The organism is Vicinamibacteria bacterium (genome assembly GCA_035620555.1).
Classification (GTDB): Bacteria; Acidobacteriota; Vicinamibacteria; order Marinacidobacterales; family SMYC01; genus DASPGQ01.
In genome coordinates this window covers 1-23202 of record DASPGQ010000203.1, presented here as the reverse complement: position 1 = coordinate 23202, position 23202 = coordinate 1, and the positions used below count along the sequence as shown (strand labels likewise).

The following is a 23202-nucleotide window of genomic DNA, read 5'->3' as shown; positions in this document are numbered from 1 at the left end:
AGTAGCGTGCCGCCATTTCCTGCTGTACGTGACGCGCGACCTCGGGTGCCTGCTGCCAGCGTGCCCGCGCCTCCTGCACCCGCTCATACAGGTTGTCGGGCGGCACGGTACCGTCAGCGCCATCCGCAGGAAGCAGCGATTCGAGCTCGCGGATGATGGTTTCGCGCGGCGCCGCCTTCGCAATCAGCTCCACCTGATCGCGGTGCTTGTAACGTTCGAAGAAGTGATCGCAGGCCGCGCGGAACCTCTTCCAAATCGCATCTGATTTCTTCTTCGGCACCGCCCCGATCCCACGCCATTCGGTTTGGAGTCGTCTGATCTCGGTGGCGACCGCGTGCCAATCGGTGCTGTCCTGAAGCGTCTCCACTCGCTCGCACAGAGCTTGTTTCTTCTCGAGGTTGGCGTCCCGCTCGGCCTTGAGTCGGCCGAGATCCTCCTTGCGTCGCGCGAAGAAGTGATCACAAGCCGCTCGGAAGCGACCCCACATCTCGTCAGAGACGTCCGGGGGAAGCGGGCCGATCCGCTTCCATTCCCTCTGAATCTCCTTGATCGTGTCGGCGGTACGGAGCCAGTCCTCTGAATCCTTCAGTGCTTCCACCCGCTCGATGAGGGCCTGTTTCTTCTCCACGTTCCCGGAACGTTCCTGTATTCGTTGCTCGAAGAAAACGTCGCAGCGGGACTTGAGCTCGTCTCGAGCGGACTTGTACCGCTGCCAGAGCTCGTCGGCTCTGTCGGGTTCCGCGGACCCTGCCCTTTTCCACTCTTCGTGTATCGAGCGGAGCTCCCGCGCCACCTTGGGGAAGTCTTTCGATTCGAGGAGCGCTTCGGTGCGACGGATGAGGGTCTCCTGGATGTCCGAGTTCGCCCAACGTTTCCACTCTTCATTGCCTCGGGTTTCCTGCGTCTTCTTGAAGAGAAGCTCCCGCGCCTCGATGAGGCGCCGCCGTAGTTTTCTTCGGTTCACGCTCTTCGGTAGGGGACCCATCGTCTTGAGGAAGTCTTGTGCTTCGCGCAGCTCCTTTTCCGCCCTGCGGATTCCGACCTCGTCTTCCTTTGCCAGCTCGTTCAGGCGGTCGATTCGGGCCTCGAGCTCGGCGAGCGTCTCGGCGGCTCGAGCGTTTTCTCGTTCACGAAGCAGCGATCTTCGCCGGGTTTCAAGGACCTCTTGCGCGTCGCGGAACCGCTCGGCAATTTCCCGGCTCGCATCCTTCGCCAACGGGGTCCACTTTTCCTCGAGGAGAGCGAATGCCTTGCCCGCCTCGTCCAGATCCTCCTGTTGGGAGGCGAGCTCGGCTTGCTCGACAAAGCTCGTGAGGGCTCCTGTCAACGCGTCGTTGTCGGGGCGATCCCTCTCCGCAGCATCCTCGATCTGGCTCGGCTGGATCTCCTCGCTCGGTACAGACTCCAGCTCCGTGGCGGCCGGGATCCCGTCCCCCGAGCTCGGGCGAGGAGCGGCGGGCCCCACGTCGCCCTGCGGCTCTGCTGCGGAGACCCGGGCTCGCTCCCATTTGAGAAGAAACTCGCGGATGCGCGCCACGCTCTCCTGGAATCGCTCGGCGAGCTTCGAAGGAGCCGCTCCCTCTGCCTCGGTTGCACTCCAGTCTCTCTCGAGCGCCTCGAGCTCGCTCGACGTCACGCCGACAAGAGTCGTCGCCAGGCGCTCGGCGTTCCGACAGATCTTCTCGAGCTTCCTTTCCCTCGCTCGCATCTTGATGGGGTGATCCGAGGGGACGAGCCGGGACAGCTTGAGATACGCGTTCCGCCTCACGGATCGGCTCGCGCCGCGGTGGCCCGCGACCGCTTCGAGGAGACGGATGTCCTCGAGCTTGCCCAGGGCCACGAGCGCCACGTCTCCCACGTCGTCTTTCACTGCGATGGTCTTGAGGGCGGAGGGAGACTCGATCCGCTCGAGCGCCGCCGTCCGAAGCTCGGGATTGCGAGACTTCAGGACCAGCGTCGCGAGGGAATCGTCGTCGACAATCGCCCCGAAGGCTTCCTCACGAACCTCGGGGAAGCAGGCCTTGTCCGCGACCGTCACCAGGTCGGAACCATCGGAAAGCAGCGCTAGGGCACGTTTCGACTCGGAGGCGTCCCGTTCGTCGCAGGCGATGCGAACGAGAATTTGTCGTGCTCTGGATCGCGCGAACCGCTTGACCGCGGGATCGTCGTTTCGTTCGGCGACGTCGAGAAGCAGTCGGGGAGCGTCGAGCTTCTTGATCGCCATACGGCGGATCCTGAGATCCGGATCCTCGGTGGCAACCGACGTAAGCAGCTCGGTCTCGTTTCGGTCGAGATCCTTGACGGCCTGGGCGCGAACCTCTGGGTCAGTGTTCTGCCACTTCGGTCGAAGGCGATCGAGCAGACTCATATGACCGATGGATGGGCAAGGATTAATATACCGCAAACGGGCAGGGTGATGAAGACTCCCACCCTGCGCGAGCGGAGCGAGCCCGGCGCGCCTGCCGCGCCGTAAGCAGCCCCGAGCCGTGGCGGCCGGTGAATTACAGGTCCCGCCACGGCATTGAGTACTAGAAAGTGGAGAAGCGAAGGACAATCTTCGACAAGCGGAAGCCATGCTCACTTATTTGTGGAATCGACTTCTTGGCCATGAGCGATTGAAGCAGCGGGCTGATCAGCTGTTCCTCTCGGGTGAGTTCGAGCGAGCCCGGTCGGAGTATTTCCGAGCGCGCTCGGTGCTGACGGCGGGGGACCTACGACGAATCCCGCTCGACGGCCTCATCGGAACCTGCGAACGATTGAGCCGACCCGGGGAAGCCTCGGATGGGATCCGAGAGACGACCGAAGACGACTTCGTGCCGGGGCTCGACGAATTGTTCGAGCTCGCCATCGGCGACAAGGCGGAGCCGCGGGCGGAATCCTATCGGATTCTAGGTCGGAATTTCCGTGCTGGCTACGTTGCCTTGGTCCAGGGCACCGCCGATCGCGCGGTCGCATTGCTTCGCAAGGCCTCCTCGGAGTCCCCGTCGTCGTTCGTCGTTCACTTGGAGCTGGGGAGAGCCCTCAGCATGGCGGGACGGTTCGAGGAGGCTCATGAATGCCTGCAACGAGCGCAACGTTCGAAGCCGGACGATCCGGAAGGCATCGTCCTGCTGGCGGCGGTCAGCATCGCGCGCGGTCGGTTCGAGGAAGCCCGTGGCAAACTAACCGAGCTGATCAATCGGGGAGAGCGGAGTCCGACGTCCATTTTTCTTCTTGCCAAGGCGCTCTCGGGTCTCGGACGCGCCGACGAGGCACTCGAGAGCTTCAGAGAGACCGTCAAACTCGAGCCGACGTTTCACGAGGCTTTCTTCGAGGCGGGCCGATTGAAGCTCAGGGAGGGACAGATCGAAGCGGCCTTCGAGCTCTTGAATCGAGCCTGCGCCCTGGCTCCGGACGAAATTCCCTACAACCGGGAAGTGGCGGAGCTCGTCCTGTCGTATCGGCTCGACGAGGAAGCGGGCCTCGCCGCCTGCGATCGCTTGATGGTCACCGACGAGGAGAACCGATGGCAATACCTCAGCTGGATCGCCGAGCTCTACGTCCGGCGCGGGTGGCGGCGAGAGGCACGAGATCCCCTCGAAAAAGCGCTCGGCCTCCTGCCTGCCGGCAAAGAGATGGAAAGGCTCGAAATCGAGCGACGTCTCGCGAGTTTGTGATAGGTGGGACCGGCTCGATGGTGAGGACCCTCTTGCTGTTCTGGCTTCGTCAATCAGTCTCCGGGGGCACCGCTTGAGTGGAAATTCTGCGCAAACGCTGGGCAAAGCCGAGGCGACATCCGGGGAAGCGCGGCTGGTCAGCGCTCTCGTGAGCCTCCTGACTCTCGGGCTGGTAGACAATCAGCTCATCGCTCCCATTCTCCCGGAGATCGCTTCGAGTTTCGGGACGGGAGAGGCGGCGGTCGGCAGGACGGTGAGCGGATACGCCCTCGCGGCGGCGCTAGCCGCCCTGCTCGTTGGTCCCTTCTCCGACGCGTCAGGCCGCAAACGTTTCCTCGTACTCGCCGGTGCCGGCTTCGCACTCGCCAGTGGTCTGGTCGTATTCGCCGATACTTTCGTGGTTTTCGCGGTAGCTCGCATCCTCACCGGGGCGTGCGCCGGAGTCATTTCCGCCTTGGTCGTCGCCGGCATCGCAGACCTCGTGCCTTACGAGCGTCGCGGCCGGATCATGAGCTGGGTTGCGGCGGCATATTTTGCCGCGCCGATCCTGGGCGTGCCCCTCGGGTCCTGGGCCGCCGACCGTTTGGGATGGCGAACGAATTATGCTGCGTTTGCCTCGGCCGGTGTCCTTTGTGCCTGGTTCATTCAAGTCTGGTTTCGAGAAGGGCCGGTGTCGGCTTCTCCAAGTGCCAAACGCTGGCCCCGCTACTGGGCTTTTCTGACGGCGCGCTCAACGGCCGCGGGGGCGCTGTCGGCTTTCTTCGTTACCGGTGGTCTCGCCGGCTTCTTGCTCTTTCTGGGAGCCTATCTCCGTGAGCGGTTCTCTCTTTCGCTGACCGAGATCGGGCTCGTCTTCCTTCTGTGCGGGCTTGCGAGTCTCGTGGGCGCCTTCCTCGCGGGGAGAATCTCGGATCGGATCGGCAAGCTTCGCGTGGCTTTGACTGGAAGCGTCGTTCTCGGGCTCGCGGTCGTCCTCGTGCCCTACGCAGCCGGGTACACTCTCTACGTATTGCTCGGCCTCGTGGGACTCTCCGCAGCCGCCCGCATCGCACCCCTTCAGTCGCTCGTCACCGAGTTGGTCGCCAGGGAGGAGCGGGGCTCCTACGTTGCGTTTCGAAACACACTGTCACAGTGCGGAATGGCGGCTGCCGCCGCGCTCGGAGCGAGCCTCTACGAGTCGAGCGGCTTTACCCAAGTTTGCTGGTTTACGGCCGGGTTCAGCTTTCTTGCATTCGCGCTGCTGATGCTCGTGGAGGAGCCGCGGAGGGCCGAGCATCTTGGCTAATCGCAGGAGGTGGAGGCGGGTTCTGCTGATTTTGCTCGGAGCCAGCGTGTTGTTCGCAACTATCGGAATTCCCTACCTCTTTGCGTTTCTGATCACCCGGGCGGGAACGCGTCCAATGGACTTGCGAGACGCCACTACGCCCGCGGACTACGGCCTCGAGTTCGAGGAAGTGGAGTTCGAGGCGTCGGATGGCGTTCCCCTGCGGGGATGGTTCCTCGACGGGGAGAGCCAAGAAGCCTCGATCGCCGTTTGCCACGGGTTGTTTCGCTCGAGGAAAGAGGTTCTCGACCGCGCGGCGCTGTTCCGAAAGCTCGGGTTCGACACGCTCGTCTTCGACCTCCGTCGTCACGGAGCGAGCGGTGGAGATCGAACCACCCTGGGCTACGCGGAAAGACTGGATTTCGAGGGCGCGGTCGCATTCCTCCGTCGACGCGAGCCGGGGGCGAAGGTGCTCGTCTACGGGGTGTCCATGGGAGCGGTCGCAGCGATACTCGCGGCTCGCGATACACCCGAGATTGCCGCGGTAATAGCCGATAGTCCCTTTTACGACATCGAGCAAACCGTGGTGCATCACGTGCGCCTGATCTTCGGGCTGCCGCGGTTTCCTTTCGCCGACGCACTTCTTTTTTTTCTCGAGCTCCGCGGCGGCTTCGATCGCCAGGCCTTCGCGCTCGAGCCGGCGGTCCGCTCCATGGGGAAGCGACCGCTGCTCATCGTTGCCGGCGAGCGCGACGAGCGGATGCCCCCGGACTTGCAACGCAAGCTCTATGAAGCTTCGGCCAGTCCCGCGAGCGCCTTTCATGTTTTTCCCGGCGCGGGACACGGGGCCGCTTACCGCACCGATCCTGATTCCTATCGGAGCGTGATATTCGATTTTTTGAGGAGGCTGGACCTGACTATATCTCGGGCACGAGAACCGGGAGCCGCGGATGAACGTAGTAGCCGCGGGTCTCCTTGATGCGTTGCGAGCTCAGTGGGCCAAGGGCGGTGGGATCGGGGTAATGGCTCAAAAAGATGTCTCTAATGGTTTCGTACTCGTCCAAGGGGAAGTATCGCTGAGCCAGGGCGGCGGTTTTCAGGGTGCGATCCCAATACTGCAGGTCCACGCGCACGACGCCCTCGAGCGGGAGGGCTTGAAGGGGTGGCTTCTCGGAGTAGCTCTGGGCATCCACCCACACCGAGACTTCCTCGCCCTCGACGATCTTGTTGTGGGAATGACTCATGAAATACTTCCAGAGCTGGAACTCGCGATGGAGAATGTACCGCACCATCGGAGCTTCCCCCGGGGAACGGAGCATGCACTTGACCACTTTGACTTTCGCCATGAACGTCTCCCCAAGATCGCGCCATTGCTTCCAGTCGGTCCGTGGCGTGTCGGGTCGCCGAACGAATCCCGGAAAAGTGCGGACAAAGTATACCCGCTCTCGGCTCAGATGAGAAACGCCAAGGGGGCGGCGAGAATCCGCGGATGACTCTGGCGAACCAGCTCACGTTGCTGCGGATCGCCCTGGTGCCCGGGCTCGTGATCTTGGTCGTTTATGCCCACTTCGGATGGGCGCTCACTGTGTTCGCCATCGCCGGGGTCACGGATGGACTCGACGGCCTCGCCGCCCGCGTGCGTAGCGAGAGGACCGAGCTCGGAGCGATGCTCGATCCGCTGGCCGACAAGCTCCTGGTGACGGCTTCCTTGATCGTTCTCTCGGTTCCCAACCCGTCGCTGGCCGTTCGAATTCCCGCCTGGATCGCGATCGTCTCGATCAGTCGCGATGCCCTGATCCTCCTGGCGGTTCTAGTGTTCCACCTCGCCATCGGCCGACGTAGCTTCACTCCCACGTTCCTCGGGAAAGCAACCACCGTCGCTCATCTCGTCATGATTTTGATTGTCCTCTGGGGGAACTACCGCGGGGAGGAGCACCCCTTTACGGTTCCCGCCTTCGCCGTCACGATGAGCCTCGTCGCGCTATCGGGAATCCAATATCTGTACATGGGCCACGATCTATTGAAAGACGAGCCGGGATGAGGCCGATGGCGATCGCCGCTTCTGTCAGCCAGACCGTCGAGGGTCTTCGAGCGTGATACTCTGGAAATTCGAATGAAGAGAGCGGACATCGCCATCATCGGCGGCGGCATCATCGGTACGTCGATCGCGTACCATCTCGCATCGCGTGGAGCTCGTGGGGTGTTCGTCTTCGAGAGGGAAGAGGCACTCGGCACCGGCTCCACCGCCAAATGCGCGGGTGGCGTTCGGCTGCAATTCTCCACCGAAGCCAACGTCGAGATGTCGCGGGTCAGTATCGCGGCATTGAAGCGCTTTCCCGACGAGCTGGGAGTCCCGGTGGACTTCAAACAGAACGGCTATTTGTTCGTGCTCACCTCGGAGCGGCAGGCCGACACCTTCCGAACGAACGCGGAAAAACAGCGGAAGTTGGGGGTCCCCGTCGAAGTCCTCACACCGGAGGAAGCACGGCGGATCGTTCCCGAGCTTCGAACCGACGACGTCGTAGCGGCAACCTTCTGTGGAGAAGATGGCATCGCGAATCCGCACGCCATCGTGCAAGGGTACGCGAGCGGGGCTCGCCGACGGGGAGCTACTTTCGTTCCATCGAGCGAGGTCACGTCGATCGAAGTGGTGGGAACGCGCGCGGTCGCCCTCGTCGCGCGTGGCGAGCGCTGGGAGACGGGGACGGTCGTGAACGCCGCGGGCCCCTGGGCAAAGCAAGTGGGAAAGCTCGCGGGACTGGAGATTCCCGTTGAGCCAGTCCGCAGACAGTACTTCGTTACCAAGCCGCTCGAGTGGGCTCGTGACACCTTTCCGCTCCTCATCGACTGGGGGTCGGGAGTCTACATGCACAAGGAGAGCGGCGGGATGCTCGTCGGCGAGTCCGACCCGAGCGAACCCCCGGGTTTCAATCAGCACGTGGATTGGGACTTCCTCGCTCGGGTGAGCGAGCACGCGGTGCACCGCGTGCCGAGACTCGAGGAGGCGGAAATCTCCCGTGGAGTGGCAGGGCTCTACGAGGTGTCGCCGGATCACAACGCCGTCATAGGGCATGCACCCGGAATCGAGAATTTCGTCTGCGCCAACGGCTTCTCGGGGCACGGGATGCAGCACGCTCCCGCCGTTGGGATCGCCGTGGCGGAGCTGGTTACCGAAGGGTTGGCCCGTTCTGTAGACCTTTCCGCCTACTCTCTGGACAGGTTCGGATCGCGAGCGGTCGCGGAGTACAACGTCATTTGACGCAAGTCTATCGGCGTCGCCGTCAAAAGATATTGAACCGGCTGGGCGACGGTCTTCTCGTCCTCCCGACGGCGCCTCTGCGTCTTCGCAACGGTGACGTCTACCATGCCTATCGACCCGACAGCACGTTCTACTATCTGACGGGCTTCGGGGAGCCGGAAGCCGTGCTCGTCGCCCGTCGCATCGACGGCCGGGACCACCGGGCGACGTTGTTCTTGCGCCCCCGCGATCCCAGCCGCGAGGCTTGGGACGGTCCGAGGCTCGGGCCGCGTCGGGCCGTGGCGCGTCTCGGCGTCGATGAGGCTCACCCCATCGAAGCGTTGTACGAACGGCTCGAAGAGATGCTTCTGGAAGAGGAGCGGTTGTTCTACACGCTGGGCTCGGACGAGACGATGGATCGCTCGCTCTTCCGAGTCTTCGAGCGTAACGCCGTGGCTCGTTTTCGGGGGAATCCTGCGGCTCACCCGGCCATCGAGGACCCGCGTCCGGTGATCGCGGTCGAGCGCCTCCTCAAGGATGCCCAGGAGATCGCCCTTTTGCAGAGGGCCGCGGAAATCGCAGCCGCCGGACACCGTCGTGCGATGCGTGCGGCGAGGCCCGGAATGATGGAATACGAGCTTCAGGCGGAGATCGAGGCGGAGTTCCGAAGACGCGGCTCACCCAGAAATGGTTACGAGTCCATCATCGCGAGCGGTGCCAACGCCTGCACGCTTCACTACGTCTCGAATGATCGGCGAATGCGGGCAGGCGATCTGGTGCTGGTGGACGCCGGTGCCGAAGCGAATCTGTACACCGCCGATATCACGCGAACCTTTCCGGTCTCCGGCCGGTTCAGCGACGGGCAGGCAGCCGTTTATCGCATCGTGCTGAGAGCGCAGAAGGCGGCCATTCGCGCGGTTCGTCCCGGCCGACCCTGGGACGCTCCCCACCGCGCGGCGATCAACGAGATCGTGAGAGGACTCGTCGGGCTGGGGGTACTGCGAGGCAACCGCAAGTCGCTGATCGAAAAGCAACGCTACCGTCGATGGTTCATGCACGGGACCAGTCACTGGCTCGGTATGGATGTTCACGACGTCGGGGGCTATCAAGACGTGAACGGCAAGCCGCGGGTGTTGAAGCCGGGAATGGTGCTCACCATCGAACCGGGTCTCTATTTCGCCGCGCGCGATCGTTCCGTTCCTCGCGCCTATCGGGGCATCGGAGTTCGGATCGAAGACGATGTCCTCGTCACCCGTACGGGTTCGCGTGTGCTCACTAAAGACGCTCCGAAGGAGATTGCCGAGATCGAGGCCCTCTGCCAGTCGTGATGGCTCTCGAACCCGGATCACTCGTCGTCGGCCAAAATCGACCGAGCCCTCGCGGGCGGATGAGCGCGCAGGCGGGTCCAGTGCACCGCGAGTGTCCCGAGCGCCAGGCCGATCCCCGCCAGACGTGAGATCGTTGCCGGGTACACGATCATCGACGCCGCCAGCATGAACCCGAGTCTTTCGAGCGTCCGTAGCCGAGCCAGAGCATATCCTTCGACCATGACCGTAACGCAGCCGATGAGAGCGAGAGTCAGGCCGATCGAAGCAACGCCCTCCAACAAGGAGACGCCGTCAAGGAACAGCAGAGACGAATAGGCCATCATCACCGGGATGATGAAGAAGCCAGCGGCAAGCTTCATGGCTTCGACCGCGGCACTGAGGGGCGGCGCCCCGGCGATTCCCGCCCCGGCAAAAGCGGCGAGGGCGATGGGGGGAGTCACGTTCGAGGTCTGGGAGAGCCAGAACACGATCATATGCGCCACCAGCAGGGGAAGTCCCATGTCTCCGAGGGCGGGGGCGGCCATAACCGAGATCACGATGTAGGCAGCCGTCACCGGGAGACCCATCCCGAGAACGAGCGCGGCGCTGGCGACGAGCAAAAGGGCAAGCCAGAGCTCTCCCGAAGCGAGCTCCACGACCGACTCGGTGAACTGCAAACCCAGGCCCGTCTGTCCAATGACTCCCACCACGATGCCTGCGGTCGCACAGGCCGTCGAGATCGGTAGAGCCAGGAGGGCGCCCCGAGCAAGGGCCTCGAGCAAGACCCGCCAGTCGATTCGCGTGCGCGGGTGTAGTGCCCCGGTGGTGATGACCGCAATACACCCGACCGTCCCCACGAGGGGAGGCGAGTAGTTCATCAATAGCAAGGTGGTCACGAGACCCAGCGGAAGGAGAAAATGAAAGCCGTCGCGAAGTGTTGCTCTCAGTGAGGGAAGATCGGACATCGGGCTCAGATTTCGTTTGACGGCGATCAAATGTACGAAACCCAGCGTACACACGAAATAGAGCAAGGCGGGTGCGATCGAGACGACGACGATATCGTCGTAGGGTGTTCCGGTGAACTCCGCCATGATGAAGGCTCCCGCACCCATGATGGGCGGCATGATCTGACCGCCGGTGGAGGCAGCGGCCTCGATGCCCGCCGCCTGGTCGGCGCGATACCCGAGCTTCTTCATCATGGGAATCGTGAGCGAGCCCGTGGTCACCGTGTTCGCGATCGCGGAGCCGGAAATGGAGCCCATCGCGGCGGACGCCAGAACGCTCGCTTTGGCCGGGCCACCCCGGTAGCGACCCGCGGCGGCGAAAGCGAGGTCGATGAAGAATCGACCGGCGCCAGTAACCTCCAGAAAGGCTCCGAACACGACGAATACGAACACCGTGCTGATGGCGATTCCCAGCGGGGTGCCGAAGAGGCCGGCGCCGGTGAATACCTCGAACCGGACGATGCGCTCGAACGTGAAGCCCCGATTGGCGATGACGTCGGGGAGAAGATTGCCGAAGGCGTTGTACAGGACGAACAGGCCTGCGATCGCGACCATGGCCCAGCCGACGGTTCGGCGTGTCGCCTCGAAGAGAAGTAGCATGAACGTCGCGCCTACGGCGAAATCGTGGCCGCTGAGGCCGTACAGAATGTGGTCGATGCCCCGGTAGTCGAAAGCGGCGATGACGTAGCCGCAGTAGAGAGAGGCGAGACAAAGCGTGACGTCGATCACGCGTTCCGCTGTCGTCCGCCCTCGCGGGCGAGAGAGGAAAATGAGGACCATCACCCACGCGAGGTGAACCGGGCGCAGGACCGTTGCCGCCATGGATCCGGTAACGCTCTGCCAGAGCTGGAAGACGGAAAGGGCTGCCGCGCCGAGAAAGATGAGCTTTCCAGTGACCCCAGCGAACGGGCTCGCGGATCGGTTCTCAGCGGCCGCGGACGCGATCGTGGAGTACCTCGTCATAGTAGCGTCTCGCGCCTGGATGGAGCGGTAGATCACCGACGTCGGCCGCGGTTTCCGGGACGATGAACCGGGCAACTTGCGAGATGGACTCGAGCACGCTTCGATGATCGAAGATTGCTCTTACGAGACGATATGCCGTCTCCTCGTCCATGGACTGGTGGACGACGAGGAAGTTCCACAACGTGGGTGTCTGAACCGGCTCGTTCACGCCCCGATAGACGCCGCGCGGAACGGAGAATGACGAGTAGGCGGGAATCCTCGCGGAGATCGTTGCCATCTCTTCGTCGGTGAAAGGCACGAGGGCGATATCACGAGCGGCCGCGAGCTCGACGATGGCGGCGATCCCGACTCCTCCGGCGATGAACCCGGCATCGATGACGCCGTCTTTCAACCCGTTGGCCGTCTCGGCATAATTGAGCTGCCTGACGACGAACTCGTCCTCGCCTATACCCACAGCGTCGAGGATGTTCCACGCCGTGACGGCGTTCCCCGAGCCGGGCGGGCCGACGGAGACCTTCTTCCCGAGGAGGTCGGAGACCGAATCGACGCCAGAGCCCTCGACGGTTACGAGATGCACGACGTTGGGATACATCTTCGCCAGGACCGCAAGGGGCAGAGGCTTGGGGAAAGCGTTTGCTCCACGAACGGCGTCGGCGACGGAGTCGCCCTGCGCCAGACCGATGTCGCTCTCGAGCTTGGCAACTTGAATCAGGTTCGTGACCGAGCCCGCGGTCACCTCGGCCTTGATGTTGACTCCGGGAACGTGCTTGGACCAGACGGAAGCGAGCCCCCCGCCGAGCGGATAGTAGAGTCCACTCGGATTCCCCGTGGCGATCGAGAGCGTTTGAGCTTCCGTGGCAGCGAGCGGATGGGCCAGTCGAAGCAAAGCGAGGGGCCAGAGCGCCCGCAACATGAGGCGCGATGGTAGCACGTTTGGCCGGAGGGCGATTCTAAGCGGGGAGCTTCTTTCGGAAATAGTCGATCGTCTCCGCCAGCCCATCGTCGAGTCGAACGCGCGGATTCCAGCCCAGCAGTCTTCTCGCGAGTGAAATGTCAGGCTGGCGCACTTTCGGATCATCCACCGGCAAAGGCCGGTAGACGATGTTACTCATCGAAGCGGTTTTTTCCTTGATCTTCTGGGCCAACTCGAGAATCGTCATCTCCGAAGGGTTGCCGAGGTTGACGGGCTCGTTGTAGCTGGAGCGAAGAAGAGCAATGAGACCTTCGACGAGATCGCTCACGTAGCAGAAGCTTCGCGTTTGTTTTCCCTCACCGAAAACGGTCAGCGGCTCGCCGGCGAGAGCCTGACTGATGAAGGCGGGGATCGCCCGGCCGTCGCGCACCCGCATGCGTGGTCCGTAGGTGTTGAAGATCCTGGCGATTTTAACGTCGACCCCATGGTATCGATGATAGGCGATGGACATCGCTTCGGCGAAGCGCTTGGCCTCGTCGTAGACACCTCTTGGCCCGATGGGGTTCACGTTGCCCCAGTAATCTTCGGTTTGCGGATGAATCAGCGGATCGCCGTATACCTCGGAGGTGGATGCGAGCAGATAGGTGGCGTTTTTTGCTTTGGCGAGCCCGAGGGATTTGTGAGTTCCGATCGATCCCACTTTGAGCGTCTGGATGGGGAGCTCGAGATAGTCGATTGGGCTTGCGGGACTGGCGAAATGGAGAATGTTATCGAGCGGCCCTTCCACCCGGATCTCCTGAGTCACGTCATGCTCGATGAGGGTGAACTTCGGATGGGTCACATGAGCCAGGTTGGCTCGGTCCCCGGTGATGAAATTGTCCATACCGATGACCTCGTGCCCCTGGGTGAGCAGATAGTCCACCAGGTGGGAACCGATGAAGCCGGCCGCGCCGGTAATGAGCGTTCTCGTCATAGGTCTAGCGGGATCAATAGGCGTGCTTCTGCAAGACGGCGCGCCAGGTGCGCCAGAGAATCTTCAGGTCGAGGCCGAGCGACCAGTTCTGGATGTAGTAGAGGTCGTGCTCGATGCGCTTTTCCAACGAGGTGTCTCCTCTCCAGCCGTTAATCTGGGCCCAGCCCGTCATGCCCGACTTGACCTTGTGGCGCAGCATGTACTGGGGAATACGTTCCTTGAACTCTTTCACGAAGCTCGGACGCTCTGGCCGAGGTCCAACGAGCGACATCTCACCTTTGAGCACGTTCACGAATTGGGGCAGCTCGTCGAGGCTGAATCGACGGAGCACGCGCCCGATTGGAGTTCTTCTCGGATCGTTCGATGTTGCCCAGACCGGGCCACTTTCTTTTTCGGCGTCATGGTACATGGAGCGAAACTTGACGATGGTGAAGGGCTTGCCGTCCAGACCCATGCGTTCTTGCTTGTACAGCACCGGCCCCTTCGAGGTCAGTTTGATCAGCAACGAGATCACGGCGAACGGTACCGCGAGCAGAGCCAGCGCCGCAGAGGAGACGGCGACATCCATGGCTCGTTTGGCGAACCAGTGCCAACCCCGGATGGGTGGCTCCGAGAGGTTGATGATCGGCATGCCGTCGAGGTCTTCGACGCCAGCCCTGGTCGTCACGTCGGTCAGATAGTCCCAGGCGACTTTGACGTCGAGCGCCTCACGTTTCGCGAAGCCGACGAGATCGCGAATCGTGTCGTGGGCCTGTAGCGGAAGCGCGATATACAGTGAGTCGACGGTGGTTCTTTCGACCACCGTGCCGATGTCGTCGAAGCCTCCGAGAACGGGTACCCCGCGATGGCCGGTAAACTCCCCGCGGAAGCGATCGTCGAGAAAACCAACGACGCGAAAGCCCAGCTCCTGGTGATCGATGAGCTTGTCGGCAACCGTGCGACCTAGCCGACCGGCTCCCGCGATCAGGATGTTGCGCAGCCCGACTCCTCGTCGCCAGCGGGCTTCGCGCCGGCGACGAATCAACGTACGGACGGCGACGAGCAGGGCGATGTCGAACACGACGAACAGCCCAAGAACGAGCTGGGAGTACTCGTAACGTCCGGACACCTCCGGCGGACCGTACAGGTAGTAGACGCGCGCGTAGAGAGCGATGAAGAGCGTGATGGCGGTGCCAATGGTTACCGCCCAGATAATCGAGAAGATCTCGTCGGTGCGGGAGCGGAGGCGCTTGAGACTGTACAGGCCGTGCACGTAGAACAGCGCAGGCCAGATCAGGGTGACCGCGGGAACGAGTAGAAGATATTGGGTGAAAGGATTGACTCCCTTGGAAACGGTGAACAGATCCGCGTGGAATCGGGTGAAGTAAGCCAGAGCAAACGCGGAGTAGGTGGCGACGAGATCCGCGACCACGTAGAGCCACGTCCAGAGGCGGCTCTGCTGCTTAACCATCGGTCGTTTCCTTCATTGGCGCACCCGTGCGTTCCCGGACGAAGGTTCTCATCCGACTCTTGAACCGTTCCAGTGAGAAGCCCAATGCCCAGTCCCGGAGGACCGAAGAATTTAACCTTAGCGAAGAAACCTTGTCAATGGCGTCACTTACAGCCTTGCCGGTCTTCTCGCTGAAGAGAACGCCGGTCTCGCCATCGATGACGGTCTCGAGCGCGCCGCCCTCTCCCAGCGCGACCACCGGACGACCGCAGGCCTGGGCTTCGAGCGGGACGATCCCGAAGTCTTCCACCCCAGGAAGGATTACGGCGCGGCACCCGCGGTAGAGGTCCCTCAGCTCCTCCCGATCGACCCAGCCGCGAAAGCTCACGTTGGGACCGGCGAGCGATTCGAGCCGGCGTCGGGACGGCCCGCTGCCCACGACGACGAGCGACTCCGGCCGACCGCGAAAGGCCTCGAGAGCCAGATCGATTCGCTTGTAAGGAACGAGCGCCGAGACCACCAGATAGTAGGAGTCCGGTGGTCCTTCTCTCGGCGCGAAGAACTCGGTATCGACCGGAGGCGGAATGATGGCATCGACGGTGCGGTCGTAATAGCGGCGGATTCGCTCGGCGACGAAGCGGCTGTTCGCGACGAAGTGGTGGACGCGCCGGCTGGACGCCCTATCCCATTCACGAAGGCGTCGTGCGATCGGGCCATAGACGAAACGCGCCGCGGGGCCGGTGCCGAAATAGTCCACGAACCGATCCCAAACGTAACGCATTGGGGTGTGGCAATAGCAGATGTGCAACCCCTGGATAGGTGGGAAAATGCCTTTGGCGGCGCAGTGCGAGCTCGAGACGACGAGGTCGAACCCCTCCAGGTCGAGCGATTCGATCGCCCAGGGAAACAGCGGAAGATACCAACGATAATGCTTCTCGACCCCGGGTAGTCTCTGGGTAAAGGCCGTTCGAATCGGAAGCGATTCGATTCTGGGGCTGGTGGTTCCGGGAACGTGTAGAAGGGTGAACAAGGTTGCCTCGGGAAACAGCTCGGCGAGAGCGTCCAGGACTTTCTCGCCGCCCCTCATCCCGGTCAACCAGTCGTGAACCAGAGCGACGCGCACCGCGCCGGTCAATTCTTTCCCAGAGCGCTCATATAGGCGGCATGGATCTGGGCCACGGCGCTCTCCCAGGAGAACCGCTGGGCTTGGGCGTGGCCCGCTTCGATCAGGCGATTGCGCAGCGACCCGTCGGTAAGAATCGATTTCATCGCATGTGCGATCTCGTCGATGTCATAAGGGTCGACGGTGATCGCCGCGTCGCCCACGACTTCGGGAAGCGACGAGATCCGTGAAGTCACGACGGGCGTTCCGTTGGCCATGGCTTCGAGAGGGGGTAGCCCGAAGCCCTCGTAGAGCGAGGGGAAGACGAATATGTCCGCCGCGCGGTACAGGCCCACCAGGGTCATTTCCGGCACGAATCCGAAAAAACGCACGCACGCCCTCAGGTTGTGGCGCTCGACGGCCCGGCGGAGAGCTGGATATTTGGAGATCTCCTCGCCCACCACGATCAAAGTCAGATCGGAGAATGCCGGGTCCTCGCGCAGCCTCGCAAAGGCATCGATGAGCCGTTCGACGTTCTTGTGGGGCTTGATATTTCCGACGAAGAGCGCGTTTCGTCCCGTGAGCTGGAATCGCCGCCGAATGCGCTCGATGGCCTCCGGTTCGAGCTCCCGCGTGAGAGCCGGATCGATGCCGTTCGGTATCACTCGAATCTTGTCGCCGTCGATGTCGAAGAAACCCAGGAGATCCCGCTTGGAGGCGTTCGATACCGTCATCACCAGCTTCGCATGGGAGAGAGCGCGGCCGATCATGTAACGCGCATAATGAGTGGCGAATCGAGAGGGAAGGTACTGGGGAAAGAGCAGATGAATCACGTCGTGTACGGTTACCACCGCCGGGCAAGGAGTGACGAAGGGGAGCACGTAGTGGGGAGAGTGAAACAGATCGGCACGGATGCGCTTGAGGGCAAGAGGGATCGCCCAGTGCTCGGAGAGAGAATAGTTCTGCGCCCCGACGAAGACGGGCCGGCAGGCCGAGGAGAAGGACCGCAGCAGGTCTTCGTCTTGTCGGTAGCAGAGCACGTGGAACTCATTGACCGTGTCGAGTCGAGGAAGGAGTCGAATCAGGTTCCGGAGGTACGTTCCAATGCCGAAGTCGTTGATCTTGCGGCCATCGATAGCGATCCGCAGAGGGCTCACGTTCTCATGGCTCGTATCGATAGGTCGGCACCCGCGCGGGAAGGTTACCAGAAGCGCCTGGGGCAGGTAAAGAAAGGGGGCCTATTCCGGCTCGTTCTCGCGCGAACCTACGGTCTTGCGGAGCTTGTCTCCTAACTGAGCGAGCTCGGAAGCGAGTGAGTGCTGGAGACGATCGAACTCCGTCGTGTCAGGGTCGTAGAGCAGCTCGAAACCGTCGGAGTGGAGCAACGCGGCCAGCCGGGCGCGCTCGGGGGGAGCGGTGAGAGTGAAGACGACCCCGTTCAACTGGTGTCCTTCGAGCCCTACGTCGGATCGGGCGGCCTTGCGATTCCAAACCACGCGCGCACCGGTCTCGATGAGTCGGGGTTGGTCGTAAAACGAGAGCTTGAGGCCGACGTCCATGCCGGGGGAAAGCGAGCCGTCGGTCACGATGCAGGCCCCGGAGACCGACACGTTCGTCACCACCCCGTAGGCGAATTGCTGCTCGCCCTGATACAAAGCCGCGGTGGCCGAACGACGAGGTGCCAAGCGCCGGCTCTTCCTGGGCTTGGTGTACTGCGGTTCCGTCGAAGGCACGGCAAGTTTTCCGGTGAATTGTCGTCTGACAGCCGCATATTAAGGTCTTGGGGCATCCTTGTCAAAGGTCAGTCGAGGGTCCCGGGGCCTCGTGGATTCAAGGACTTAGAACTGCATCCAGAGAAAACGATAATGTGTTCGAGTATCAAAGAAACGCAAGGGACCTGAGTTGGCAAAGTCGCAAGCTCATCGTGAGAAATCGCTCAGAGAAGCTTTGCCGTTCACGACGTCCTTGCTTCCCGCCGGGGATGTCGTTTCAAGCCAGCGTGCGGAGTAATCTAAAGAGAAGATGATTCTCGATGCACTCGGGGAGATCCGGCTCACCCATCCGATGAAGCTGATCGCGGAGATCCTTGCCAGCGGCACGAGCTCGGTAACGGTGACGCTTTCCGATCCCAAGACATACGGGGAGACGGCCTTCGACGAGGCTCTCCAGGCCATCGAAGCCTATGAACGCCACATCCACGAGCACTCCGACTATCTCTCGAAGGCGACTTCGGTGGAGGATGTGGATCGTGCCGTCGAACGAGGGCGGCTCGCCATTTTCTATCAGTTTCAGAATTCCACACCGTTGCAGAAGGATCTCGACCGTGTGGACCACTTCCACGACCTCGGGGTGAGGAGCATCCAGCTCACGTACAATTATCAGAACTACGTGGGCTCGGGCTGTCGGGAACGCGATAACCGGGGTATCACGACGTTTGGCATCGAGCTGATCGAGCGGATGAACGCTCGGGGAATGCTCATCGATGCGTCACACGCATCGATGGCCACCATGGCCGATGCCATCGAAATCTCCAAGCAGCCGATCATCGTCTCCCACACCGCTTGCGAGTCGGTGCATCATCACGTTCGAAACACGACCGACGAGAACCTTCGCCGTTTGGCGGACAAGGGTGGCCTGGTGGGAATCTGCCAGATAAGACCTTTTCTGACGACGGCGACCACCGAGAACCTTGGTGCCTACTTCGATCACATCGACCACGCGGTAACCATCGCCGGAATCGACCACGTGTGCATCGGCAGCGACCGTGACCATCGTGTCATCGAGGACACGTCGGAAGAGATTCGCCAGTTACAGGAGGAAGAGGGCCCCCAGTTCCAGCCCGAGCACTGGCCTCTGTACATCTCCGAGCTGAACGGACCCCGACGGATGGAGGTCGTAGTGGCTGGCTTGTCCCGCCGGGGTTACTCCGACGACGCGATCGAGAAGATCCTGGGCGCAAACCTGTACCGGCTCTACTCCGAGGTGTTCCGCTAGCTGATAGAAGGCCGCGACCAGACGTACGGCGCACGTTGCTTTGGGAGGGACCACGCCTAAAGCCAGGGTCGTTCGTCGCGACTCGGTCAACCGAAGGTCGCGCCGCTTCCGCTCACGCCGGCGAGGAGCTGAGCCCAGGCGCTCTTCTCGAGCGCGGGGTCGACGAGGGTGGCAAGCGACCGGCAGGCGTTCTCGAGATCGGTGCGGAATCCCGCGTCCTGCTCCGCCGATATCAAAAGGCGCACCAGCTCATCGATTTCACCCGACCCGAACAGTCCGGGGTAGCTACCACCGAGAAGCCCCTCCACACCGGGGGCGCGACAGGCGACGATGGGGACGTCCGCGGCAAGAGCCTCGGAGAGGGCGTTTGCGCCCCCTTCGAACCGGGATGTCAGGAGCATCAGGTGGCTTCGAGCGATGACGCGGCGCGACTCCAGGTGCCCGATGCCTCCGAGCCAGAGGTACCGCGGGTTCAGTGTGACCAGCTCGCTCGCTCGGAGGCGCATCGGTTCCGAGAACGCCGCGCCGGCGTGAACCAGACGAAGGCGCGAGTCTGCCGGAAGACGCCGGGTCGCTTCGGCAGCGACAAACGGATCTTTTACTTCTCTGAGATGGGCGATGAGGCAGACCTGGAACGCGTCCTCGACCTTGGCGACTCCGTGCAGCGGTCGGGCGGACTGGTAGATCACCACGGTCTTCATTCGCGTGGGCGCGTCGAGTACGTCCAGGGCGCCCGGCTGGAGGACGACGACCCGACTCGCACGTCTCAGGGACTCGCGCGCGTCCTCGTCACCGGGAAGATCCTGATACAGATCGGTGCCAGTCAATGCGACGATGACGGGACGGTCGTGAAACGCACGAACGGCGGGTGCGCTCCTTCTCGCGTGGAGGGCAACGAGAAGATCGGCCTCGTCGGGCGAGCTCACGACTGAATGGCCGAGATCGGTGAAGATCGAAGCCCATCTCGCGGCGGTCACTTCGTTTCCCGTCACGACTCCGGGGCGCGGAGAGGATGGAGTGGCGAGAGTGATCTTCACCGTTCTCGGATGCTCCGTTGCCGGAAACGAGCTCGGGTCGTTTGATTCCCGCGGACTTCGTTCACGCACATGGTTTCGGGGCTAACGGTCGACCCCAGACAGTATGAGACGAAGCACGTTCCGATGAGCGTCGCGATCGCGCGGCCACAAGAGGAAAGCGACGACGGATTTCATCGCAAGGTACACTCGGAGCAGAGCAGCCTGGAGTCCTCCGTGGTGCTTGTCGTAGAAGTACAGTCGGCTGCGTTGTGCTTCGAAAATCGCCCGGCTTCGGTCTTTCGCCACCGAGCGGCCGACGAGATGTACCACCTCGGCTCGCGGCGTGAAGAGAACCCTGGCCCCGGTAGCGCGAATGCGGGCGCACAGGTCTACATCTTCTGCGTAGAGGAAGAAGGTCTCGTCGAAACCTCCGGTGGTCTCGAGCAGATCGCGTCGAGTCATGAGACAAGCACCGCTCACCCAATCGACGAAACGTTCGCGAGAGTACATCCTCTCGACTGCCTTCTTGAGCGGCCCGCGGCCACGCGCGTAGCCTCGGTTCCACGCCTTTTGTCCGATCTCGGCCGCGAGGCTCATCATTTGTCCAGCGGACATCTGCACCGCGCCGTCCTCGTAGCGTAGAAGTGGGCCGACCACACCCACCTCGGGTCGCTGGTGAAGGACCGATACCATACGATCGAGGGCTCTCTCTCCCACGATCGCATCCGGGTTGAGAAAAAGCACGAGAGAGCTCTTCGCCTGGCGCCAACCGAGGTTGCTCGCTCGCCCGAAACCCAGATTCGCCTCGCAGGGAATCAACCGGATTCGGGCAGCGAAGAGCTCGGCCAGCATCTCGCGGCTTCCATCGTCGGACGCGTTGTCGGCGACGACGACCTCGAGGGAATCGAGGTGGGTGCGCGAGAACAGCGCCGCGAGGCACTTTTCGAGCTCCGCTCGGGCATTGTAGCTGACGATGACGACGGTGAGCTCCATCAGGCGAGGCTCTGGTACATTGCGATGGCCTTTCGGGCCGACGCCGCCCAGGTAAAGAGGGATGCGCGCCGTGAGCCCGCGTCGATGAGCCGGTCACGAAGGGCCTCGTCGAGCCAGACTCGCTCGATCGCTTGGGCCAGTGCCCCGGGATCCTCGGGTGGATAGTAGAGGGCGGCATCCCCCGCGACCTCCCGATGGACCGGGATCTCGGACGCGACGGCCGGCGTCCCGCTCGCCATCGCCTCGAGAAGGGGTAGCCCAAAGCCTTCCCAAAGGGACGGCGCGACCAGGCAGCGGGCTCGCCGGTAAAGGTTGGGCAGCTTCGAGCTCTCGACGTAGCCGAGTCTCTCGACCATGCCGGTGAGCCCCAGTTTCTCGATCCGGTCGAGGATCCGAGGGGTGTCGAGCCCGGGGCTGCCCGCGATCTTCAAGCTGCCGTCGAAGCCTCGCTCCTTGAGTCTTGCGAGTGCTTCGAGAAGCGTCGTTACGTTCTTGCGGGGATCCTCGGTGGCCACCATGAGCAAATAGGGCCTCTCGCTCTCGAGGTTCTCCTCGGTCTCGTACAGGAAGCTTTCATCGACTCCGGCGTGCACGATGAAGAGCCGCTCGGGAGCGACGTCCAGCCGACGCATGACATCGGAGGCGGTGGTCTCCGAGATCGCGAGTACGGCGTCGGCTCGCTTTACGTGGGAGCGAATAAGGGAGGCGTAGTCCCTACGGATCTCCCGGCTCGTCGCCTCGGGATGATCGAGAAAGAACAGGTCGCAAATCGTGACGACCGATCGACCCCGGAGGGAAGGAAGGAGAAGCGGAGTCGGAGAGTGGGCCACGTCGATCGAACGGCCCGTCACCCAATCGAGCGGGGGGAAGCCGGCGCGATGCCACGCCGCGTTGAGAGCTCGAACGGGGAATCGCCGGTCGACCAACTCGAAATTCGGAGGACGTCTCTCGACTCTGGGCCGTTCCTTGAGCGAGCTCGAGAAGAGAACATAGTGGTTCTCACCGTCGACGCTCGCAAGGCCGCTCACGAGACCCTGAAAGTAGCGGCCCACGCCAGTCGCCCGAGAGAGAGCCGGTCGAAAGTCGATTCCGATTACGAGCGGGGAGCTCATCCGACGCCACCCGCCAGGTTCGAGAGCACTGAGAGCGACACGAGTGGCATGTTAGCCCCGATCGCGGGAAAAGTCGCCCCGGGAGACGCTCGTCTCGCTGCCGAGAGGCGGGGCTGCCTCCGTCCCCCCCGGGTCGTCCCCTGCGCGACCGCAGATCCGTGGATGGGAGTCACGCCTTGGGTAAGTTTGGTGAACCACCCTTCCGAAACGCTCGCTTCGAAGCCAGCCTCCGTGTAACATAATTGGGTTCGGCCCCCACCAGTCTGGAGAATTCGAGCTCATGAAGATATCTGTGGTAGGAACGGGTTACGTGGGCCTCGTGGTGTCGGCCTGTCTTGCGGAGAACGGAAACCACATCATCGCCGTGGACATCGACGAGGCCAAGATCGAGAGGCTCCGCCGGGGGGAAATCCCGATTTACGAGCCGGGGCTCGAGGAGCTCGTCAAGCGCAACGTCGTCGAAGAACGGCTCTCGTACACGACCGACTTCGACTCGGCGGTGCGCTCCTCGAAGATCCTGTTCGTCGCCGTGGGAACTCCTTCCGGAGAGGATGGCTCGGCGGACATGTCGCACGTGATTGCCGTCGCCGAGGGCATCGGCCGGGCCATGAACGAGGAGAAGATCGTGGTCCTCAAGAGCACGGTTCCCATCGGAACGAACCGGCGGGTGCGCGATACGATCGCCAAGTTCACCAGACACCCTTTCAACGTCGTTTCCAATCCCGAATTCTTGAAGGAAGGCGCGGCGATCGAAGACTTCTTGAGGCCCGATCGTGTGGTCATCGGAACCGACGACGAGAGAGTCGCGGCGGTGATGGAGGAGCTCTATCGTCCGTTCGTCAGGACGGGGAATCCGGTAATGGTGATGGATCCGGAGAGCGCCGAGCTCACCAAGTACGCGGCGAATGCGATGCTGGCGACGCGAATCTCCTTCATGAACGAGATGGCGAGGCTCTGCGAGAAAGTGGGTGCAGATGTCGCCCAGCTGCGCCGCGCGGTTGGCGCCGATCGTCGTATCGGACATGCGTTTTTGTTTCCCGGGGTCGGTTACGGCGGATCGTGCTTTCCCAAGGACATCCGAGCGTTGCTCCGTACCGCACGGGACGTGGGCATGGATCTCGCCCTGGTCGATGCGACCGAGCGGGTGAACTCCCGGCAGAAGATGTTTCTACTCGAGAAGATCCGTGACTATTTCGCGAACGATTTGAACGGCAAGACGGTTGCGGTGTGGGGTCTCT

At 62.4% G+C, this 23202-nt stretch carries 20 protein-coding genes; 8 read left to right on the top strand and 12 right to left on the bottom strand.

Translation table 11 applies throughout. The features are described 5' to 3' along the window. On the bottom strand, positions 1-2368 hold a 2368-nt coding region (locus VEK15_08265), incomplete at its 3' end, for a DUF349 domain-containing protein (protein ID HXV60673.1). Between the two features lie 205 nt (positions 2369-2573). Here VEK15_08265 and VEK15_08260 point away from each other — a divergent pair. The 3 genes from VEK15_08260 (at position 2574) to VEK15_08250 (ending at position 5899) form a co-directional block, all read left to right on the top strand. Next, positions 2574-3656 (top strand): tetratricopeptide repeat protein, encoded by a 1083-nt coding sequence (locus tag VEK15_08260; GenBank protein HXV60672.1) that lies wholly within the window; start codon positions 2574-2576, stop codon positions 3654-3656. A 73-nt stretch (positions 3657-3729) separates the two neighbouring features. Continuing rightward, a complete protein-coding gene (locus VEK15_08255) occupies positions 3730-4941 on the top strand; it encodes an MFS transporter (protein ID HXV60671.1) in 1212 nt (403 codons plus the stop codon). Between the two features lie 46 nt (positions 4942-4987). Then, a complete protein-coding gene (locus tag VEK15_08250; protein ID HXV60670.1) occupies positions 4988-5899 on the top strand; it encodes an alpha/beta fold hydrolase in 912 nt (303 codons plus the stop codon). Here VEK15_08250 and VEK15_08245 read toward each other — a convergent pair. After that, positions 5838-6266 carry a hypothetical protein gene (locus VEK15_08245; GenBank protein ID HXV60669.1) on the bottom strand — a complete coding sequence of 143 codons (429 nt, stop codon included), beginning with the start codon at positions 6264-6266 and terminating at the stop codon, positions 5838-5840. The two genes, VEK15_08250 and VEK15_08245, sit on opposite strands and share 62 nt — an antisense overlap. A 143-nt stretch (positions 6267-6409) precedes the next feature. On the opposite strand from VEK15_08245, the gene VEK15_08240 reads away from it, so the two are divergent. The 3 genes from VEK15_08240 to VEK15_08230 all read left to right on the top strand — a co-directional run bounded on the left by VEK15_08240 (position 6410) and on the right by VEK15_08230 (position 9486). Continuing rightward, positions 6410-6961: a CDP-alcohol phosphatidyltransferase family protein gene (locus VEK15_08240; protein HXV60668.1), complete on the top strand. Its 552-nt coding sequence runs from the start codon at positions 6410-6412 to the stop codon at positions 6959-6961. A gap of 72 nt (positions 6962-7033) precedes the next feature. Continuing rightward, entirely contained in the window at positions 7034-8179 is a 1146-nt protein-coding gene (locus VEK15_08235) for an FAD-dependent oxidoreductase (protein ID HXV60667.1), read from the top strand. Beyond that, positions 8176-9486, top strand: coding sequence for an aminopeptidase P N-terminal domain-containing protein (locus VEK15_08230; GenBank protein ID HXV60666.1), 1311 nt, complete (start codon positions 8176-8178; stop codon positions 9484-9486). The genes VEK15_08235 and VEK15_08230 overlap by 4 nt, the downstream gene beginning before the upstream one ends. A gap of 17 nt (positions 9487-9503) precedes the next feature. On the opposite strand, the gene VEK15_08225 is transcribed toward VEK15_08230, so the two are convergent. The 7 genes from VEK15_08225 to VEK15_08195 all read right to left on the bottom strand — a co-directional run bounded on the left by VEK15_08225 (position 9504) and on the right by VEK15_08195 (position 17582). Then, positions 9504-11432, bottom strand: a complete 1929-nt coding sequence (locus tag VEK15_08225; GenBank protein ID HXV60665.1) for a TRAP transporter fused permease subunit — start codon at positions 11430-11432, stop codon at positions 9504-9506. After that, on the bottom strand, positions 11395-12345 hold the full coding sequence (locus tag VEK15_08220) for a TAXI family TRAP transporter solute-binding subunit (GenBank protein HXV60664.1): 951 nt from the start codon (positions 12343-12345) through the stop codon (positions 11395-11397). Before VEK15_08220 ends, VEK15_08225 begins: the two co-directional genes overlap by 38 nt. Positions 12346-12382: 37 nt before the next feature. Then, complete coding sequence (locus VEK15_08215; protein ID HXV60663.1) at positions 12383-13318, bottom strand: UDP-glucuronic acid decarboxylase family protein; 936 nt, start codon at positions 13316-13318, stop codon at positions 12383-12385. Positions 13319-13331: 13 nt separating this feature from the next. After that, positions 13332-14768, bottom strand: coding sequence for an undecaprenyl-phosphate glucose phosphotransferase (locus tag VEK15_08210; protein ID HXV60662.1), 1437 nt, complete (start codon positions 14766-14768; stop codon positions 13332-13334). Further along, entirely contained in the window at positions 14761-15870 is a 1110-nt protein-coding gene (locus VEK15_08205) for a glycosyltransferase (GenBank protein HXV60661.1), read from the bottom strand. The genes VEK15_08210 and VEK15_08205 overlap by 8 nt, the downstream gene beginning before the upstream one ends. An 8-nt stretch (positions 15871-15878) precedes the next feature. After that, positions 15879-17006 (bottom strand): glycosyltransferase family 1 protein, encoded by a 1128-nt coding sequence (locus tag VEK15_08200; GenBank protein ID HXV60660.1) that lies wholly within the window; start codon positions 17004-17006, stop codon positions 15879-15881. Between the two features lie 81 nt (positions 17007-17087). After that, a complete protein-coding gene (locus VEK15_08195) occupies positions 17088-17582 on the bottom strand; it encodes a PilZ domain-containing protein (GenBank protein HXV60659.1) in 495 nt (164 codons plus the stop codon). A 289-nt stretch (positions 17583-17871) separates the two neighbouring features. On the opposite strand from VEK15_08195, the gene VEK15_08190 reads away from it, so the two are divergent. Continuing rightward, positions 17872-18843, top strand: coding sequence for a membrane dipeptidase (locus VEK15_08190; GenBank protein ID HXV60658.1), 972 nt, complete (start codon positions 17872-17874; stop codon positions 18841-18843). Positions 18844-18929: 86 nt separating this feature from the next. Here VEK15_08190 and VEK15_08185 read toward each other — a convergent pair whose 3' ends face one another. The 3 genes from VEK15_08185 to VEK15_08175 all read right to left on the bottom strand — a co-directional run bounded on the left by VEK15_08185 (position 18930) and on the right by VEK15_08175 (position 21964). Further along, positions 18930-19880 carry a glycosyltransferase gene (locus VEK15_08185; GenBank protein HXV60657.1) on the bottom strand — a complete coding sequence of 317 codons (951 nt, stop codon included), beginning with the start codon at positions 19878-19880 and terminating at the stop codon, positions 18930-18932. 81 nt (positions 19881-19961) lie between these two features. Further along, complete coding sequence (locus VEK15_08180; GenBank protein HXV60656.1) at positions 19962-20852, bottom strand: glycosyltransferase family 2 protein; 891 nt, start codon at positions 20850-20852, stop codon at positions 19962-19964. After that, positions 20852-21964, bottom strand: a complete 1113-nt coding sequence (locus VEK15_08175; GenBank protein ID HXV60655.1) for a glycosyltransferase family 1 protein — start codon at positions 21962-21964, stop codon at positions 20852-20854. Before VEK15_08175 ends, VEK15_08180 begins: the two co-directional genes overlap by 1 nt. Before the next feature lie 280 nt (positions 21965-22244). Between VEK15_08175 and VEK15_08170 the strand changes: the two genes are divergently transcribed. After that, positions 22245-23202 (top strand): UDP-glucose/GDP-mannose dehydrogenase family protein (locus tag VEK15_08170; protein ID HXV60654.1); only part of this gene is annotated, 958 nt, incomplete at its 3' end.